The 20,106-nt window shown below is 42.3% G+C and carries 14 protein-coding genes; 8 read left to right on the top strand and 6 right to left on the bottom strand.

All coding sequences use genetic code 11. The features are described from left to right. Positions 1–185: 185 nt before the first annotated feature. Positions 186–629, top strand: a complete 444-nt coding sequence (gene mscL, locus JMX13_RS04925; protein ID WP_201546242.1) for a large conductance mechanosensitive channel protein MscL — start codon at positions 186–188, stop codon at positions 627–629. A gap of 80 nt (positions 630–709) precedes the next feature. On the opposite strand, the gene JMX13_RS04930 is transcribed toward mscL, so the two are convergent. The 6 genes from JMX13_RS04930 to cysM form a co-directional block, all read right to left on the bottom strand. After that, positions 710–1,150, bottom strand: a complete 441-nt coding sequence (locus JMX13_RS04930) for a hypothetical protein (protein WP_201610261.1) — start codon at positions 1,148–1,150, stop codon at positions 710–712. Between the two features lie 386 nt (positions 1,151–1,536). After that, positions 1,537–2,511: a bifunctional DNA-formamidopyrimidine glycosylase/DNA-(apurinic or apyrimidinic site) lyase gene (gene mutM / locus JMX13_RS04935; RefSeq protein WP_201610263.1), complete on the bottom strand. Its 975-nt coding sequence runs from the start codon at positions 2,509–2,511 to the stop codon at positions 1,537–1,539. Positions 2,512–2,594: 83 nt separating this feature from the next. Further along, positions 2,595–5,147, bottom strand: a complete 2,553-nt coding sequence (locus tag JMX13_RS04940; RefSeq protein WP_201610265.1) for a RelA/SpoT family protein — start codon at positions 5,145–5,147, stop codon at positions 2,595–2,597. 443 nt (positions 5,148–5,590) lie between these two features. Further along, a complete protein-coding gene (gene rlmD / locus JMX13_RS04945; RefSeq protein ID WP_201610275.1) occupies positions 5,591–7,132 on the bottom strand; it encodes a 23S rRNA (uracil(1939)-C(5))-methyltransferase RlmD in 1,542 nt (513 codons plus the stop codon). A 145-nt stretch (positions 7,133–7,277) separates the two neighbouring features. Next, positions 7,278–8,102, bottom strand: a complete 825-nt coding sequence (locus JMX13_RS04950) for a 3'-5' exonuclease (protein ID WP_201610278.1) — start codon at positions 8,100–8,102, stop codon at positions 7,278–7,280. Positions 8,103–8,224: 122 nt separating this feature from the next. Next, positions 8,225–9,181, bottom strand: coding sequence for a cysteine synthase CysM (gene cysM / locus JMX13_RS04955; RefSeq protein ID WP_201610280.1), 957 nt, complete (start codon positions 9,179–9,181; stop codon positions 8,225–8,227). A gap of 474 nt (positions 9,182–9,655) precedes the next feature. On the opposite strand from cysM, the gene JMX13_RS04960 reads away from it, so the two are divergent. From JMX13_RS04960 to JMX13_RS04990, 7 genes are all read left to right on the top strand, one after another. Next, positions 9,656–13,120: an ATP-binding protein gene (locus JMX13_RS04960; RefSeq protein ID WP_201610282.1), complete on the top strand. Its 3,465-nt coding sequence runs from the start codon at positions 9,656–9,658 to the stop codon at positions 13,118–13,120. A 184-nt stretch (positions 13,121–13,304) separates the two neighbouring features. After that, positions 13,305–14,117: a crotonase/enoyl-CoA hydratase family protein gene (locus JMX13_RS04965; RefSeq protein ID WP_201610284.1), complete on the top strand. Its 813-nt coding sequence runs from the start codon at positions 13,305–13,307 to the stop codon at positions 14,115–14,117. 288 nt (positions 14,118–14,405) lie between these two features. Further along, positions 14,406–15,665, top strand: coding sequence for a multidrug effflux MFS transporter (locus tag JMX13_RS04970; RefSeq protein ID WP_201610286.1), 1,260 nt, complete (start codon positions 14,406–14,408; stop codon positions 15,663–15,665). A 384-nt stretch (positions 15,666–16,049) separates the two neighbouring features. Then, positions 16,050–16,922 carry a substrate-binding periplasmic protein gene (locus JMX13_RS04975; protein WP_201610295.1) on the top strand — a complete coding sequence of 291 codons (873 nt, stop codon included), beginning with the start codon at positions 16,050–16,052 and terminating at the stop codon, positions 16,920–16,922. 12 nt (positions 16,923–16,934) lie between these two features. Beyond that, complete coding sequence (locus tag JMX13_RS04980; protein WP_201610305.1) at positions 16,935–19,139, top strand: ATP-binding protein; 2,205 nt, start codon at positions 16,935–16,937, stop codon at positions 19,137–19,139. A gap of 19 nt (positions 19,140–19,158) precedes the next feature. Then, positions 19,159–19,521 carry a response regulator gene (locus JMX13_RS04985; RefSeq protein ID WP_201610307.1) on the top strand — a complete coding sequence of 121 codons (363 nt, stop codon included), beginning with the start codon at positions 19,159–19,161 and terminating at the stop codon, positions 19,519–19,521. 115 nt (positions 19,522–19,636) lie between these two features. Continuing rightward, complete coding sequence (locus tag JMX13_RS04990; protein ID WP_201546255.1) at positions 19,637–20,086, top strand: chemotaxis protein CheX; 450 nt, start codon at positions 19,637–19,639, stop codon at positions 20,084–20,086. The last annotated feature ends 20 nt before the right edge of the window (positions 20,087–20,106 follow it).

Consider the following 20,106-nt stretch of genomic DNA (forward strand, 5'->3'; position numbering starts at 1 on the left):
TGGCAGTATGAAGTGAGCTGAATATGGTTCACTTTATATTGCTTTTTTTTGTGTCTGTCTTTTTATATAATAGAAAAAATAATCAATCTAACTGTACTATTTAGAATAAATTGTATTATCCTTAAGTAACAATAACCATTTAATTATTTACCTGACCATAGGTAAAACTTTCAAGGAGTGACATTATGAGTATGGTATCTGAGTTCAAGGAATTTGCTTTAAAAGGTAACGTGATGGACTTAGCAGTCGGTGTCATCATTGGTGGCGCTTTTGCGACTATCACGACTTCTTTAGTTGAAGACATTATAATGCCAATCGTCGCTTTTATTGCTGGCGGCGAAATTAACTTTAAAAATATGTTTTTCATACTAGGAGATGCACCCGAAGGCGTTGCGATGACTTATGATGCACTCAAGGCAGCAGGTGTGCCGGTGTTGGCTTATGGTAGTTTTATCACGGTGTTGATTAACTTCCTGATTTTGGCGTTTATCATCTTTATGATGGTCAAAATGGTTAATAGATTACGCCGTGAAGATGAGGTAGAAGAAGCCGTAGCAGAGCCGTCAGAAGAGGTGCAATTACTGCGTGAGATTAGCGCAAAGCTGAGCAATACTCACATTACGAAATAAAGTCGTATAACTTGCTTACAGAATCAAAAAAGGCTAACGATAAGTTAGCCTTTTTTATTGTCGATTGATAAGCTTAAAGCTTATGGCGTAACTACCACATAGTCATTGGTATTAATTAGGATTTCTGAAGGACCATCTACAACGATACGCACAACATTATTATCAATGACTTGTGATTTGTAAAAATTATCTTCAGCAACGGTGCAACCTAAGCAGCGTCCCATCGCATCCCATGGCTCAACGAATAACTTTTGCTGTGCTTGGTCAGCATTACCACCGATGAGTGAGAAGGGTAGACTTACAAGATAAGCTGCTGTGCCTGCTACAGCGGCTACTAATTGTAATGGCTTACCGACAATCGTATCGACTGCCATAGTCTCATAAGAGGGACCAAAATCAGTCTCATCGATTTCTATCGCTGCTAACGCCGGCTGCATGCTAGCACAAATTAAGCTTACGCTTGTCATTATGGTCAGTAGCTTATATTGAACGGTACGTTTCAGTTTAGTTGGAGCACTCATAATAATATCCTAAAACTCATAAGTAGTATGATTAATAGCTGCTGCTATTTGCATACAGAGACAATTTCTCTATAGAAACAAGGCGACAACGATAGATGTTTTTTATTATTACAGATAAATAAACGCTTTGCACTATTTATGTAAATATTAGCGCTATTAAAGCAAGATGTCAGCTAATAAGCAACAAAAATGCGCACTATATTGATATTAGCAGGATATTTCTCAATATAGATAATTGTAGGAGTTGCCCTAGATAATTTTTCTTATCTAGAACAGCTCTTAATTACAAAGAAACTTATGAAGAATCTTAGATATCAGATACGTGACTAAAATAACCATATTAATATTATCATCTTAACCTATAGCTTATTAATATTGACCATTGATTAGTTAATATTAATAGGCTGACAATCAGGACAAAAAACGCTAGCCCGTCCATTAAGCTTAATGTTTTCTAATGCTGTGTCGCAATGTGGACAAGTTTCGCCTTGTCTGCCATAGACATTTAATGTTTGTTGAAAATAGCCGGTTTGACCGCTGGCGACGGTAAAATCGCGTAATGTAGAGCCACCTAGCGTTATCGCTTTTTTTAGAATTGCTTTGATATGTTCAATCAAGGTCATTATTTGCTCGTATGAAACCTTATGAGCGGGCGTTGCCGGATGGATGCCTGATAAATAAAGGCTTTCAGTAGCGTAAATATTACCAACACCGACTACGATTTGCTGTTCCATAATGACTGATTTTATGGCGCGCTTGATAGGCTGCTTGGTAGTATTGGCTTTACGCGTATCGGTTGTTGTGGTGCTGACATTATTGGTTAAAGCATTATCAGAAGTTTGATTTGGGTTATCTGAGCGCTGAATTAAATGATATAAATAATCAGCGGTAAATGCTTCTGATAGGGGTTCAGGACCTAAATGATCTAATAGTTTATGACCATAATCATCAAACCATAACACCGAGCCAAAGCGCCTTGGGTCATAATAATGCAACTGTGTTTGGGTATCATCAGCGCCGCTGAATGTGACCACCAGATGGTCATGTTTACGCTTATCAGTGCCATAACTGTGCTGCTGCAAGCTACCTGACATACCCAAATGAATCAACAGTTGGCGCGTTGTCAAAGTATTAGGCTGAATAGGAGTGCTATTATTGGCAGAAATGATCGGTATAAAATTCAATATCAAGTACTTTGCTCGGCGCTCGACACTATCCAAAGTATAATTAATCAGTTGGTTTAAATCATCAGGCATTGACCAGCGTAGTTTGGGTTGGAAAACTTTGACATCGACCACTTGTTGACCTAATAAGGGGTTGAGACTGGTTTTAGTGGTTTCTACTTCAGGCAACTCAGGCATAGTATTTTTTATAAACACTCTATTATGATTATGGATTAACGGTATGAGAGAATAGTTTTAATGGTTATAATGTCAAAAATGGATCAAACAACGGCGCGGCGAGCGTGTAAGATGCCGTGCTGCTGCTCAAGCTTAGCAAGCAGCTTAGATAAATGTGCAAGCCCTGAAACTTCAATATGAAACTTTAAAAAAGCGATGTTATCATCATTACTCAGCGTTTCAACTTGGCGAATATTGACGTTTTCTTTATCAATAATCTGGGTCAAATCACGCAGTAACCCACGTCTATCATACGCTTCTATATGAATATCTACCGGTTGATAACGCCCAGCTTTAACTGTCCAAGCGGCATCAATTTCACGTGCTGGGTCATTTTCAATCAAGCGTAAATATTCGGGGCAACCACGATTGTGTACGCTGACGCCACGCGATAAGGTAATGTAGCCGGCGATGGGTTCGCCGTGGACAGGATGGCAGCAGCCTGCTAGGTTAATCTCTATATTATCCAAGCCATCGATATGGATTTTATAAGCATCGAGTTTTCCTGCGTCTTTTGCATTAATAGTAGGGGAAAAATCTTCTTCAGGTTTTTCAGGCTCTAGATGCAATTGACGAGAAATATGACTGGTAAGCTGATTGAGACCAATATCACCAGTCACCAAACCGACCACGATATCATCGGTATTGTTAACGTTAAAATACTGCGTATAGTCGTTTAAGTCGATACTGTTTGGATGCACTGATAAACGCTCAAGCTCTTTACTGAGCATTTGGCGACCTATCTCAATATTTTTATCACGGTCCTGCTTGTTAAACCATTGACGCAGTTTTGAGCGCGCGCGGTTGGTATGAATATAACCGAGCGAGGCGACCAACCAATCGCGGTTAGGTTCACGCGATGCTTTGGTGATAATTTCAACTTGTTCGCCCGTCTTTAACTGATAAGTCAGCGGCACATAGCGCTGGTTGACCCGCGCCGCTTGCGCACGGTTACCGACTTGCGTATGTACATAATAGGCAAAATCCAGTACCGTCGCGCCTTTGGGCAGTTCAGTAATATCCCCATCACGACTAAAAATATAAATACGCTCAAGCTCATCAAAATCAACAAGTTGCTCTTCTTCGTCAAACTCGATTTCTTCTAGCTCTTCGCCTGTTAATAATGTTGAGCGCGGTTGATTGCGCGTCTCATTATTGATAGAAAGCAGTTGCCGTAGTGAGCTGATTCTTTGGTTAAGATAATTGTCCTTTTTATTCTTCAAACCTTCTTTATAATTGACGTGCGCGCACATGCCAAGCTCTGCTTCAAAGTGCATTTCTTGGGTGCGTATCTGAACTTCTAGCGATTTATTCTCAGCAATAACCGCTGTATGTAGCGAGCGATAACCGTTAGATTTAGGATTGGTAATATAGTCGTCGAATTGTTCAGGAATGTAGCGCCATAAACCGTGTACCAAGCCTAAAACGTGATAGCAGTCTGAAGGACTATTGACTAATACGCGCAGCGCGCGAATATCATAAAGCTGATCAAAAGATAAACCTTTGAGCTTCATTTTCCGGTAAATGGAATAGATGTGCTTCACGCGTCCTGAAACCTCGCCCTCAATACCAGCTTCGGCTAAGGCTGCATTAAGCTTATCTTGTACGCGCTGAATATAGGATTCACGTTCGCTACGCTTTTCTGATAGCAATTTGGCGATTTCTTTATAACGCTCAGGCGCAAGATAGCGAAACGCTAAGTCTTCAAGCTCCCATTTTAATTGGGCAATACCGAGCCTATGAGCCAATGGTGCATAAATAGTCATAACCTCGCGCGCGACTCGATGTTGCCGCTCTTCACTAGAAAAGGTCAGTTCACGCATTGCAAAGGTACGCTCAGCCAATTTAATCAGCACGACGCGGACATCATTGGTAACGGAGATGAGCATGCTATAAATGTTGGATAGCTGGTCACGTTGATTATTGACAAAGTGGTCTTCTAAGCGCTTATTGCTTTCGATAATCTCCGACAGTTTACCCATCGCCAATGTATCTTTGACTAAGGTTGAGATATCGGCACCGAATTTTTTTTCAATTTCCGCTAAGCTAATAATCGATTTACGGGCGCTACGATAAAGCATCGCTGCGACGAGCGCATTTTCATCTTGATACAGGTAGGTTAGGATATCGGTCATCGCAATACCGGTGACATAAGCGCCTGAGCGTTCAGATTCACTGGTATTCATGTGACTGCGGATAAACTCGCAAGCGGCGGCAAGATTGGGTACAGATTCTTGACCGATACGCTTGGCGACATTATCAAGCCAAGTAGGCACGTCGATATTTATTTGGTCTAAATCAATCTCTTCTAGCTCTTTTGCTGAAAGCGCATGCGTATCATCAAGCAGTTGATTGTCTAAATACTCATCTTTGAGGTTGGGGTCATGACTATGATAAGCATACTGAGCAGAGCGATCAAAGGTAGTGTGTAGCTTATGGGTAGACAGCTGGTATTTGATATCGTGTGGAATTTGGGCATAGCTATTGGCAGACTGATGAGAACGCTGACTTGCGACCAGTTGTGCTGCCAATGTTGCGCTATCGGCTTGCGTGGTTTGTCCATCTACCAGAGGTAATCCTTCACGAATTTTTACCATAGCCCACTCCTCTTAGCTATTCAGAATTGATTAAAAGCATAGTTACTTAGAAAGATATATAGTTAGAAAAATATAAATTTTCGATAAGTAAGCGGTTAGCTATAAATCAATTCAGCCGCTAAAAAATCCTTTTTTAGCAGCTATAAAATGATAGAGATAAATAATATATAAAGCGATGAGTAAGGCTACTCATCATATCTTGATTAAGAAAGCTTCAGTATATTGGTTATTATTATCTCATTTTAAAATGACAAATCAAGCAAGGCTCTGTAATGATCGTGTCGGTTTCGATAACAGAACGCCTTATTAACCTTATCGCTTAATCCGTTTTTACATAAAGCAATGCGGTTAAAAATGAGCGTTAGGATTCTTGCAAATGTTATGCTAAAAAATGTCATATTCAAAAAAACCATGCGTTAATATTGGTATTATTAAAACTAATATTAAGCTGGGATTTTCTCAAAACGCGCGATTGACTCGACGTGACCTGTATGACAGAACATATCCATCACGCCCGCATGCGTTAAGCGATAACCTTGTTCTAACAAGGCTTTGGTATCACGCGCAAGGGTAGCAGGGTTACAGGATACATAAACAATGCGTTCGGCATTAAACTTCGGCAGATACTGCATAATTTCCCATGCGCCTGAACGCGGTGGGTCAATCAATAACGCATCAAAGCCTTGATTCGCCCAAGGTTTATCAGTGCAATCTTGGGTTAAATCTTGGCTATAAAACTCCGTATTATTAATGCCATTGCGACGCGCATTATCGGCAGCACGGGCAGTCATGGCTTCACTGCCTTCAACGCCAACCACTGAGCCAGTTTCGCCAACTAAACGTGCTAGTGGTAAGCTGAAGTTGCCCAAACCACTGAATAAATCTAGCACGCGCTCGCCTGCTTTTAAGTCTAGTAAGTCGCAAGCAAGTTTGGTCATTTGACGATTGACCGATAAATTGACCTGAGTAAAGTCCGTTGGGATGAATTCAAACGTCAAATCATACTCTGGCAATTGATAATATAAGCGCCCAAACTGTTCACTCATGTCATCATGCTCAGTCAAGGCAATACGCTGAATGCTATCGGCGCCTTTTGACTGTAAATATAACTGCCAATTGCGTGCCGCAAAGAACGTTTTTAATTTCTCGATATCCGCATCTGATAATGGCGCTAAATTACGCACAATAAGCGCAACAGGCTGATTGCCATCAGGCAGCTCTGGCATCGCTTCACCCATAGCGAGTTCAAGCTGGGCAATCTTGTCACGACTCTCGAGCGTGCTAATAAGTGCTTTTAAATTTTCAATCTCAAAACCAATACGCGGATCTAAGATATGACACTCATTTAACTCCGCTAAAAAGTTACTTGAGCGCTCACGGAAACCAACCAAGGCGGTTTCTTTTTTGGCGACATAACGGACACCCAATCTTGCTTTGGTACGGTAACCTAAGCGATCGCCAACCACTGGCGCGAGCCAATGATCCGGCTCGACATTGGCTTGATGGATAAGCATTTCAGCAAGCACAGATTGCTTAAAGTTGATTTGACCGTCTGGCTGCCAATGTTGCAGATTACAGCCACCGCAAACGCCAAAATGCGGGCAGGGCGGTACCACGCGCTCAGGGTTTGGATTGGCAGTAATACTTACGGCATCACCTTCTTCAAAACTGGTGCGACTATTGGTAATTTTGACTAAGGCGCTTTCGCCCGGTAGCGCAAAGCTGACAAAAATCTTTTTGCCATGTTTGTCTTCGATATGACCGTCTGCTTCACCAAAGCCATTGCCATATACTGCAACGCCGCGACCATCATGTGACAGGCCATCGATATTAAAAGGTAGCGGCTCGGCATCCTTTAAACGGCGACGGGTTTTTGATGAGGGCTTAGATTTTTTTTTGCTTGGCGGGATAGTGATGGTCTGAGTCTCGTTAGGCTGTTGGTTGGCGTTTAAATTGATAGAATCTTTTGAGTCGGTGGGCTGCATAAACCTGCCTTAATAATAAATAGTAAGTAATAAATGATAAATAACGATAAATGAGGGCGAGACGTTAGTTGTTAAAACGTCATCTTTATAAAGACGTTTTTATGAAAAAGCTTTTATAAAGACAGCCGTTAGATAAAAATGTCTGCTATGGTGCAGGCGCAGATGACCAATCGGCAATAAATTCATGATGGCGTGGACTGCCATCTGCTTGGGTATATTGTGCCAAATAATCACGGCTTTGCTGCTGCCACGCATCAAAATCTGGCGAGGATAATTGACCAGTCAAACGCAACCAGCGCAGATATATCAGCCAGGTATTCATCACATCTGATTCGCAATATATCGATAGCGTTTGCCAATCGCCATTGCTGACCAGCTCACCGACCATGCTGCCATCGACATCGGTTTTGCCGGGCAAGCCATAAAGACTAGCGACGACATCCATAGCTTCGCGGCGGCTGGCACCGTATTGGCTAAATCTGTCCATCAAATCAAGATGGCGACTGTGGAAACGATTGACATAGTTATCAAAGCGCATGTTTTTGATACGTTCGCCTTCTTCAAATAACCACGGCGCTGATAAGTCATACTGCATCGCGCGATAAATAAGCACGGGGATATCAAAGCCTGAACCGTTCCAGCTAATCAGCTGTGGCAGCTTTTCAAGATCACTAAAGGCGCGAAAAAATTTGCTAAGTATTTCTTTTTCGCTAAACTTATCGGCAGTCAGAGAAAATAAAGAAAATTTACCGTCTTTAATATAAAGCGCAGAAATACAGACAATGCGCTGCAATGGCAAACGCATAAAATCGTGCCCTGCTTCTTGGAGTCGCAGCGCCGTCAATGCGCTTAAGGCATCGGCATCGTTTAGCTCAGCCAATTGCGGATAAATGCGGCGGGCAGCATCGGTATCGGCAACCGTCTCAATATCAAAGACCAATAGAGGTTTGGACGAAAGGGCGTTTGACATAAATAATCTTACCTAGCTATTGGCTTTGAATGATGATTGGTAAACTTATAATTGCTGAGCTTAAGATTTATGAGCTTATGCTACTGCATTGAGCGTATTTCTTACTTTCTACTGCCTACTTTTTATTGTGCACAGTCTAGACTGTCGTCAACATTATATAAGCCCGTCGATAAATAACGATCACCGCGATCACAAACGATAAAGGCAATAACTGCATCTGGATTTTCTTTTGCGACTTCGGTGGCTGCCCATGCCGCTGCGCCTGATGACACACCAGCAAAAATGCCTTCGGTTTTGGCCAATTTACGCATATAAACCTCAGCAACACGTTGATCAACATCCATAATATCGTCAACCAAAGCTGCTTCAAAAATACCCGGCATATAGGCGGCAGGCCAGCGGCGAATACCAGCAATAGACGCTTCTTCGTCAGGTTGCAAACCGATGATTTTGACCTCAGGATTTTGCTCTTTAAGGTATTGCGCGACGCCTGTAATAGTACCTGTGGTGCCCATAGAGCTAATAAAGTGGGTGATTTTACCGTCCGTTTGCGCCCAAAGCTCAGGACCAGTGGTCAAATAATGCGCTTGTTTATTATCAGGGTTATTAAACTGATCGAGAACAATACCTTTACCGTCCGTTTGCATTTGCAGTGCCATATCACGCGCCGCTTCTATACCTTCGTCTACTTCGATAAGCGTGGCGCCATAAGCTGCCATCGCGTCTTTACGCTCTTGGGTCGAATTGGTTGGCATAAATAAAGTGATTGGATAACCGCGCATCGCCGCCACCATGGCCAAAGCAATGCCCGTATTGCCGCTGGTCGCTTCAATCAACATATCGCCCGGTTTAATATCACCGCGCAGCTCAGCCTGATAAATCATATTAAAGGCAGGACGGTCTTTTACCGAACCGGCAGGATTATTGCCTTCAAGCTTGGCGAGTAATACCGCGCCATTAGCAATCTGCTCTTGCTCAGGCAGGCGGTTTAACTTGACCAAGGGCGTCTTACCCACGCAATCGGCAAGGTCAGTGATTTGCGTAATAAAATTGGCGTTTGACTGGGCCGTAGCGGACATAAGGTATCCTTATTAATGATTAAGTTTTTAATTGGCACTGTTTATGAATTGGTACTGTTCATTAATTGACGCTGTTTAAATGATAGTTACTAAGACATTATCAATAATAGGTCAGTACTTTATAACTGTTGGATGTTTATCGTGGTCAATAAAAATTTGCGTCATTATATCATTTTGTTTTCGGCTGCGCTTAATGCATAAATTTTTATTGAGGATAGGCAGTTTGTTTATACTTATAAAAAAATATTAAGAACTGACTACTTAGCAATAGGCTAATAGCTTTGGAACAATGAACGTGCATTAGTAAGGGAAGCAGTAAAAGTTTGCCAATGAATGGTTAACCGTCTTCACTAGAATCCTGCTAAGATAATCTCAATCTATCAACGATGGCTTGCCTTTAGTGATTAGTAAGTAATGAGCACCTAACCGCACCAATAATATTTATCACCAATATCAGTGGAGAGTAAACCCAGCATGGCTTACAAAAAACGTTTTGATACCAGTAGTGCTTATGGTCAGCTGATTATATTGGTGTTTTTGCCGATTTGTTTATTGGCAGCGGTCGGTGGCATGTTGGTGTTTTATGAAACCATGCGTGCTAGCAATTCAGAGCAAGAAGCGTTAGCAGAGGCGGTGCTGATTCGTTACACGCCAACGATTGCGGAGCTGGTTCCGGAGCTATTGGTAGAGAAAGAGAAGCAGCAAGCAGAAAATAGCAATAGTAAAAGCAAGACAAATACTAAGTCGCAAGCGGCGATAGAAACCCTGGAAAGTATTCAAGATAGGCTAGGGCGCATGCAGTCGGAGCAGCATGTCCAGCGTATTGCCATTATTAATCAGGATAATAAATTGCTAGCAAGCGTCGGTTATGGCATCGATGAAACTTGGCCACTGATAGAATCGTCAGAGCGTTTTTTATCGCAAAAATCAACGCCCATTGGCACAGCTTACGGCAGTAGCTTGGGTGAGTTTGATGGGCAGCAATTGTGGCTCATGATCGATATGGATAACGAGCCGCTTTATATCGCCCGTTATCGTATTGCAATGGCGCTGGCGATTACTGGCTTATTTACGATTTTAATTTTGTTATTAAGCTTAAATATCTATTCAAAACGTTGGATTGCGCCAATTTACGAGCTGCGCCTACAATTACAACGTACCCATGTCGACAATCTTTATCAGCCTATTCCAGTTGAATCAAATGGTGAGCTGAATTTATTACAGCAAGATTTGGTCAAGACCTTACGTCGTCTACATGTAAGCTTCCAAGATTTGAAAGACCATGCCGAGCAAACCGAAGATGATTTGCGCTTGGCATTTGATGAGATGGAAATGCAAAACATTTCTATCCGTAATGCCCGTGATGCCGCAATCTCAACCAGCCAAGCAAAATCGGCGTTTTTGGCCAATATCAGTCATGAATTGCGTACACCCTTAAACAGTATCGATGGCTTTATTAATTTACTCGCGCGTCACGGTGAGCTTAATCCTGAACAAGACTTGTACGTACAAACTATTCGTAAATCGTCGGCGCATCTATTAGCGTTAGTCAACGACGTATTAGATTTTTCCAAGATTGAAGCAGGCAAGCTAGTACTTGATCGTCACGAGTTCGACCTTTATGACACTATCTATGACGTGGTCGATATGCTATCGCCGGTTTCGGCAGAAAAAGGTCTGCGCATGGCAGTGCTGTTTTATAACGATGTGCCGATGCGCATCAACGGCGATGCTTTGCGCCTTAAACAAGTACTGACCAATATCGTTGGTAATGCCATTAAATTCACCGATAGCGGGGACGTGGTCGTACGCGTCAGCTTGGATGATCATCGTGATAATTATTTGATGATTAGCGTGCAAGATAGCGGTAAAGGGATTTCATTATCTGACCAAAAAATGCTTTTTCAAAGCTTTAGCCAAGGCGATCCATCGATTACGCGTCAATACGGTGGTACTGGTTTGGGTCTGGTCATCTCAAAGCAATTGACGCGGCTGATGGGCGGCGATATTGGCTTTTATGACAATGTGCAAGAAAATATCTCTAATCAGGGAGCGACGTTTTGGTTTCGGATGCCAGCGCATGTCGATGTCTTAGAAGCGGCGACTGGACAAACGATTGAGTTGCCAGTACTTGCGCCGCTTGCCAGCGATACGGACGAGTTTAATGTGCTGGTTTGGATTAATCATCCTGCCTCGATACAAGTGCTTAAAGCCAGCTTGCAACATTTACCGATTACCCTGACCCAAGCGAACTCTTTACCGGGCGTACTCGAGTCGCTCAAAGAGCGCGGCAACTATTGGGATTGGGTCATCGTTGATGATGATACGCAAGACGATATGATGGCGCTACTCAAACAGATTCGCCTGCATTATCAGGGTAAGCTGGCGGTATTTGGCTACCAAGTTGCCGCCGACCAAGCGCTACTCAATCGTTATCATGCCAATATTTTGTATGAGCCATTGGATAAAAGGCAGCTCTATGCGATGCTTGATACGCAAAAGCGCAGCGCTCCAAGTGGCGTTCAAGAGCCGCGCTGGAAGGGCGTTACCGTCTTAGCCGTCGACGATCATCTGCCAAACTTACTGGTGCTTGATGCGCTATTAAGTGAGCTTGGTATCCATGTGATTACCGCCAGTAGTGGTTTTGATGCGATAGAAATCATCAGTAAACAGCAAACCAAACATATCAAAACTGCTAAAACTGAAAAACAAAGTCTGTCGAAAAAGACCCAAATATCTAAAGCCGAAGCCCGCGATGATGTGAGTAAATCGGCGGTTGGCTCATTACATCTTGACGATGCTACGACAGATGATAAAAGCAATGCGGCGGACAAAAATAGCATCGATTTGATATTTATGGATATTCAAATGCCGCGTATGTCAGGGCATGAAGCAGCGCGCCAAATCCGTAATATCGAAACCCCTGATAATCATATTCCGATTATTGCCTTGACCGCTCATGGCCTAGCTGATGAGCGCGATAAGTTGATTGCGAGCGGCATCAATGATTATGTGGGTAAACCTATTAGCCAGCCACAATTATTGCAAGTGCTACAAAAATGGCTTGGTCGTACCACTTCAGTACCGCCATTGAATGCCCTTGCTAATGATGATTTACACGCTGAAAATTCGTCTAGCTCGGATTTACCAAGTTCTAATTTCAATCATTCATTAACGCAAGACTCTTTAGCGGCGTATACAGATCTGACAGCGCCGACTTATCCGATGGTTAAAGGAAATAAGGGTAATCGAGGTGCTGAAGCGATGAGTCTGGCAAAAATTACCCGACCTTTATCGCTGAAGAAAATCCGTGATGACTACTTGCGTGATAGTCAGCCGCGTGAAGATTATAGACGCGAGACACCGCGTGAAACCCAACCACGCTATGAGAATTTGCGCTATCAAGAGCAGGGTCAAGCACGATTAATTTATCCGCCCTATCAAATGATAGATAGTGCTAAAGATGAGCAAATTATAGAAACAACGCAAGGGCAAAGTAATACGAACTTGGGCGCAAACTCTCTTAATACTTTGGAGATTTTAAATTGGCAAGATGCCTTGACGCGTTCAGCCAATAAACCCGATTTAGCTGCCAAGCTGATTATTATGATGCTCGATACTATCAATGATGAAAAGCAAGCATTGATGCAAGCATGGGAGAGCCGCAACCGCAGTGCGCTTGCGCAAATTGCCCATCGTATCTTAGGTGGCAGTCGCTATACCGGCGTGCCGCAATTACGTCAGGCCAGCCAAGATTTAGAGGATAAATGCTTATTAAATATCCAACATACCACGCCCGCCCAATTTGCGATGCTTGAGCCTTATTTTAACGCGCTATTGACCGCGTTAAATAACTTACAAACACTGGATTTATCGGCTTATCCGCAGCTTAATTATCACCGCCTAAGTGAAAATGATATGACGTGGAAAATGATTTAGGACAGTTGGTTTTATAGTTAATTTACTTTAAAACCGATACAGTACTTAGACAGAGATTAAAGAGTGCGAACGGTAAACGATACCCTAGCAGTCAGTTATTGATAAGGAAGGGTTCGTGCAAGGCTGTTAATATTAATCTGAGCACCAACCATGACAGTTGTTTTATTTATTATTAAGGATGATTATGCACGCTATTGCCACTTACCAGTATGAGACATTACAAGTCAGCGCGACCGACAATATAATAACGGTGACCATCAATCGACCGGAAAAAAAGAACGCCATGAGCTTTAAAGTGGTCGAAGAGTTGATAGCAGTCGCCGGTCGTATCAGTAGAGATAAAAGCGTACGCGCGGTGATCCTTAATGGCGCGGAAGGCACGTTTTGTGCTGGTATCGATTTGGGCGATTTAAACCATCCTAAAAATCAAGCCTTTGCGCTATGGGAGCTGGTTAAACCTTGGCAAAGTCTATTTCAACGCGTCTGCTTGGTTTGGCGTGATGTCCCTGTGCCAGTGATTGCCGTGCTAGAAGGCTACTGCATTGGCGCAGGCTTACAACTGGCGCTGGCCTGTGATGTGCGTATCAGCCATCCTGATTGTGAACTGTCGATTATGGAGGCCAAGTGGGGGCTGGTACCTGACATGGGCTTAACGCAATCAGGGTTTGGCGTGGTACGCGCTGATATCTTAAAAGAGCTGGCAATGACGGCTCGTACCGTGAATGGCGAAGAAGGCAAAGCGCTTGGATTGGTCAGCCATTGTAGTGAGACGCCACTTGAGGAGGCGCAAAAGCTTGCTGCCGAGTTTGCTGAGCGTTCACCCGATGCAGTGCTGGCAAGTAAGCGCGTTATCAATGCCATGTTCCAACAGCCAGCTACGACACTATATAAAGAAAAATTCTGGCAGTTAAAAATGATGTTCGGTCGCAACCGTAAACTGGCGCTTAGAAAAGCCAAGCAAGCCAGTACCGCTTTTGGAAAACGTCAATTCCATTAGAAAAATGAGTCATATTTAGCCACTGTATTTGAGTGATACAGGTTTATTTTATTCACATCAAGCATCTATTGAATTATAAGCAGATAGTGCAATATAGCATTATCTGTTTTTCTAGACGGCTTGCGTCGCAGCCTGAATGTCTGCTTGCGTCGCTGCTTGTCAGTATGCATGATTGTTTGTAGAAGTTATTTTTAACAAAGCTTGGTTTAAAATAAAAGCTTATTAAAATTACAAAACAAACCCCGCATCAATAATAAAATAATCATCACTCTATCATATGGTCTAACTATGTCTGCTCCAAAATCCTCCCTGCCTAATAAACCAAATGCTGCTGACCGAGTCCGTTCTGCTGATTTACCCGTTGCATGGATTATGATGCTTGGGCTTATCGTAGCAGTCGGACCATTATCAATTGATATGTATCTGCCTGCATTACCGTCGATGGCAGATGATTTTGGTGTCTCAACTGCATTTATGGCCAACTCTGTTCCTGCTTATTTTGTCGGTTTAGTATTTGGTCAACTGTTTTATGGTCCCTTTAGTGATCGCGTCGGTCGCGTTAAACCTTTATATATCGGTATGACCTTATATGTGATTGCCTCGATTGTTTGCGCGACTACCGATAATGAATACGTATTGTTTGTCGGTCGAACCTTTCAAGCGCTTGGTGCGTGCGTTGGTGCGGTTGTGACTCGCGCGGCAATCAGGGATCGTCTGACAGCCAAACAAACGGCCAAAGCTTTTTCCATTATGATATTGGTGATGGGCTTAGCACCGATATTAGCGCCATCCCTTGGTGCCTTATTTTTACAGTTCTTTAGTTGGCATTCTATCTTTTGGTTTTTGGCGGCTTTTGGCACGCTAAACTTATTACTCACCAAGTTCTTCTTTTTTGAGACGCTTACTGAAGAAAACCGAAATGTTCGTCCTGCCAAAGAAGTACTCAGTCAATATTGGGATTTATTAAAAGACCCGACTTTTAACTATCCAGCGATTGGCGGCGGCTTATTAATGGGGGCTATGTTTGTCTATATTAGCTCGGCTTCTGAATTAATCATGGATACTTATGGTGTCTCAGCCACGCATTTTGGATGGTTATTTGGTATGAATGCGGCAGGGTTTGTAGGATTAACCCAGCTGAATCAATGGCTGACTAATCGTTTTCGTATTTTAAGTATCCTGCGGTTTGGGGCGATGATGCAGGTCATTTCTGCCGGGGCGTTATTTGTAACAGGTATAGTCTTTGGTACGGATGCATGGTTGCCGCTGGTTTTAGCCTGTATTTTCTTCTGTATTGCGGGCTTAGGTCTGACGCAGCCAAACGCATCGGCGATTGCACTCGCTTTTCAAAAGCGCCGCGCTGGCATGGCAAGTGCGATGCAAGGCTCGTTGATGTTTTCGGTTGGTATTTTTGGCGGTCTATTATTAAACTTATTTCCTGTCAATCCGGTGCTAAAAATAGGTATCGCGATGTTTGCGCTGATGAGTCTTGGCACTTATTTAATTTGGCAAATAGACCGTAATTTGAATTTGGATAATGCGGATTGATTAATCGATAAATTTCATTCAATTTTAGTTTTCGTAAAAAAGTATTCAGTGCGTCGCAAACGCTTGGATACTTTTTTTATGTCTGTCATTTCCTTTGGTTTTTCCTGCATTATCGATTTTTTACTCAATAAATACATTTCTAATGAATATTTGTTTGTTAAATCTTTAAGTAATGACTTCGTTCGCACCTACCGTTCTATATACGTTTATTGTTATATATGAAAATATGTGCGGTATAACCAAACAAAAAAGTTGCAATAGTTGAGTTGCTCAATTATCATCCAACGTAATTTTCTGTAATCAAATGTTGTTAATGTATTAAGTAGATTTTAAAAGGCAATTTTCACCCGTTCTCAATCGCATATTGGGACTTAAGGATAGGATATGAAGCAGTTATATAGAGTATTGCCAATTGTACTTAGCGTCGGTTTGTTTGGATGCGGTAACTCTGCAACTCAAGACAACGCCAATACAAAGAGTGTTACCGATAATAAAGATAATTTTGTCAGTCAGCTACCTGATACAGCACCAGTGATAAAAGTTGCGACTACAGGCACGACACCGCCATTTTCCTTCCAAGATGACTACGGCAACATGCAGGGCATTGATATTGATGTGATCCGTGCTATCGGTGAGGAACAAGGATTTAAGGTCGAGTTTTATAAAGAAACCTTCCAAAATATGTTTGATAGCGTGGAATCAGGCAATCGTGATATGGCGCTTGCTGGTATTTCTTATAAAGATGAACGAGCGACGCGATACGGCCTATCGAAACCTTATTTCTTTAACCCATCAGCCATTATGTATGCTAACAATAATTTAAAAATCAATAGTTTAGAAGACTTAAGAGGTATGCGTGTTGGTGGTATGGAAAATGGCAAGTCGGTAGATGATATCAAAAAAGTTGGTAGCTATGGCGAGCTATCTACCAGAGAAACGGCGTTTTTATTATATGAAGACCTCATGCAAGGGAAGGTCGATGCCATTCTCCATGATTTACCTATTTGGCAGTATACGGCAAAAATCCATCCTGAATATAAGGTCACTATTGTGCCTTATGAAGGGGAAGATGTGCCTGAAGCACAGCAAGTAATCATGATGGCAAAAGGCAATACTAAGCTTATCAAGAACGTTAATGAAGGTATTACCAAGCTTAAGACCAAAGGTAGATTCAAAGAAATTGAAAAGCAGTGGTTAGGTGACAGCATACCAGCTATCAATAGCACTTCTACCACTCCCACTCAGCAAGCGAACTAAGGAATACTGAAGATGGCTACCCCTTATAATACTGACAATAAACGCTATCGCAGTCTAATTATTTCAATTGCACTGTTTTTATCCTTGATTGGCGCTTTGCTGGCATTTACTTTCTATACCTCGAGTCTCTTAGAGCGAAACACGGTCTTGATTGATCGAACTAACCAAGTTGCAAACAGTGCGCAAGCAGTAATTAAAGACTTGTTTGACTTAGATAACAGCTACGGTGAAGACACCAACTCTCCACATATTCAGCGAGTTTTAGAGCGTTTGGAGCAGGACACGGCATTAATTACAAGCTCTATCGCTGCTCTTGAACAAGGCGGTACGATTACTAGCGTCGATGGCAAAAGCTATGATCTTCCAAAAGTTAATCGTCAGTCTCAAATTAAAGTAACTGAAGCCAATAATGAATGGAGACTTTTAGAACCCAAAATTCAAGCTTATCTAAAAGATGCTGATAACGTCATGGTTGACTCTTCAGATAATTTGACTCAGGCGGTTGAACAGGCAAAGACTTCAAGTTTGTTTATTAACGAGTCGTTAGACCAACTTACCGATGAAGTGTTTATCAACGCTGAACGCCAAGCAGATACCATTCGTCTGATTCAGATATTGGGTGTTGCGGCTATTTTTGCTTACTTCCTAATTTTCGTATTCTTCTTTGTACGTCGTCTGCGTGATACCGATGCTGAAGCATTGGCTGCTCGTCGCGAAACGCAAGAAATTATGGAAACCGTCAATACCGGTCTATTCCTGTTAGATAAAGACTTGAATATTGGTCAGCAGCATTCACGTGCTCTAAACGGCATTATTGGTGAAGAAAGACTGTCAGGTGAAAACTTTGCCGATGTACTACGTGGCCGTATTTCAGACAAAGATTTGAAAACCACGCGTCAGTTTATCGAGCAGCTGTACAACCCACGTGTCAAAGAGAAATTGGTTGATTCTTTAAACCCATTGCATAAAGTTATGCTGCACAATGCTTCTGGCGAAGAGAGCACCACAAGCCGCTTCCTAGACTTTAAGTTTTCACGCGTTTATGAAGACAAAGACATTGCCCGCATTTTGGTCAACGTTAATGACGTCTCAGATGCTGTTTATCTAGAGCAGCGCTTAGAAAAAGAGCGTTCGCAAAATGACATGCAAATTGAGATGTTGACCACCATCTTAAACGTCAATCCAAAAATTATTAATGAGTTTATTAATAACACCAAAGCTCATATCGATAAGATGAACAACATTTTGAAAAACCCTGGTAGCTCGCAGTTTGAGCTTGAAGGTAAGCTGAATGCGATTTATCGTGAAATGCACAGCTTAAAAGGTGAAGCGTCGGCACTTAAGCTGCACAGCTTTACTAAAATCGCCTCAGACGCTGAAGACAAACTGGATGCATTGCAAAATCAGGGCAAACTATCAGGTAATAATTTCTTACCACTGGCTGTCCATTTGGATGACTTACTCAGCCTCTCGAATACTATTGAGACATTAGGTGAGCGCATCAACCAAGCTGCGCCAAAGAATAATGCTAGCACTCAGCCGATGACAAAAGCACCTGTGGCCGCGAGTTCATCAATCGCTACCCATGCGCCAACAGCAAATAAATCAATTGAGACTGCGTCTTTTGCCGGTGGCAATAACATTGATTTGAGTGATGATTCAGCGGATGAGCAGTTAGCCTACTATCAAGATTTTGCGCAAGATATCGCGGTTAGACAAGGCAAACAAGTACAGCTAAATGGTCATAATTTAGCGCACGTTACTATCCCTGAAAGTCTTAAAAAACCGGTTCGGGAAATCAGTATTCAATTGTTACGTAATGCGGTGGTACATGGGGTTGAGTCTCCTAAAGCGCGTCAGGCTGTTGGTAAATCTGCGATTGGTAGTATTGACTTAGAGATGCAGCGTGACGCTCAAAACTTAATGATCGTGTTACAAGATGACGGTCAGGGTATCAACTACGAAGGCATCCGTAATAAATTAATCGCCGATGGTCGCTTCAGTTATGAAGAGGCAAGCGCCCTTACTGAGGGTGATTTGCTTAAAACGTTATTTTCTTCAGGGTTCTCGACCAAAGAGCATGCGGATGAAGATGGTGGACGCGGCGTGGGCTTAGATGTCATCAAGGCTTTAGTAAAAGAATATGACGGTAAGCTTAATGTAAACAGTAAGCTTGGCAAAATGACCCGTTTTGTCATTACCTTACCGATCGCGTAATTAAGGATAAAGAGACATTATGTACAAATTAATGATTGTTGATGATTCAAATATCATTCGAAACCGTATTCAGCGTGCTTACGATTCAGGTAAGTTTATGCTAGTTGCGACGGCGACCAGTGGTGTGCAAGCGATTGAGAAATTTAATATTCATCGTCCGGATGTGATTACTATGGATTTAACCATGCCGCAAATGGATGGTCTTGAATGCATTGCAAAAATCATTGCGATAGATCCTGAAGTACGGATTTTAGTTGTATCGGCGTTGTCTGATAAATCGACTGGTATTGAAGCTTTGTCACTGGGCGCGAGCGGATTCTTGTGCAAGCCTTTTTCAGAAGAAGAGCTGGTAGAGTCTTTGTATGAGCTTGTACAAGACTAACCTCTAGGGTGTGTCCGCCATTTAACTCATGAACTTAGCTCGTTTTTATGACTATGTTTAAAATGAAGACATACCCTAATCAATTTAGTAAATATATTATGAAAGAACACATATTATGAAAGAGCAAAAGTTACAAATTTTTGTGAGTATCATTACCAATTATTTTAATCAGTTTGGCAATGAAGAGCTGGTCGTTGATACCCCTTATTTACTAGAAAACCAACAGCCAAAAGTCCATGACTATACCGGCGTTATTGGTATCTCGGGGGTGCAAAAAGGTGTGGTTTATTTTTCTGCCACCAGCGCGTTATTGGATAGTATTCTAGATAGTATGGGCGAAACGGATAAAAGCGAAGATAATTTGGTCGATCTTGCAGGTGAGGTTGCCAATACCATATCCGGTAATGCTCGCAACGAGTTTGGCGCGGAGTTTCACATCTCTGTACCGCTGGTATTTAAAGGCTCACCGCAAAGCATTATCCTACCTAAAAATGGGCGTTCTTTTATCATTCCAGTCAGTTGGCGCGGTCAAATTGGCGAGATTGTGGTTTGTTTGCAAGATTGAATACAATCCCTCATGAAGAT

Source organism: Psychrobacter immobilis (genome assembly GCF_904846285.1).
Lineage (GTDB): Bacteria > Pseudomonadota > Gammaproteobacteria > Pseudomonadales > Moraxellaceae > Psychrobacter > Psychrobacter immobilis_D.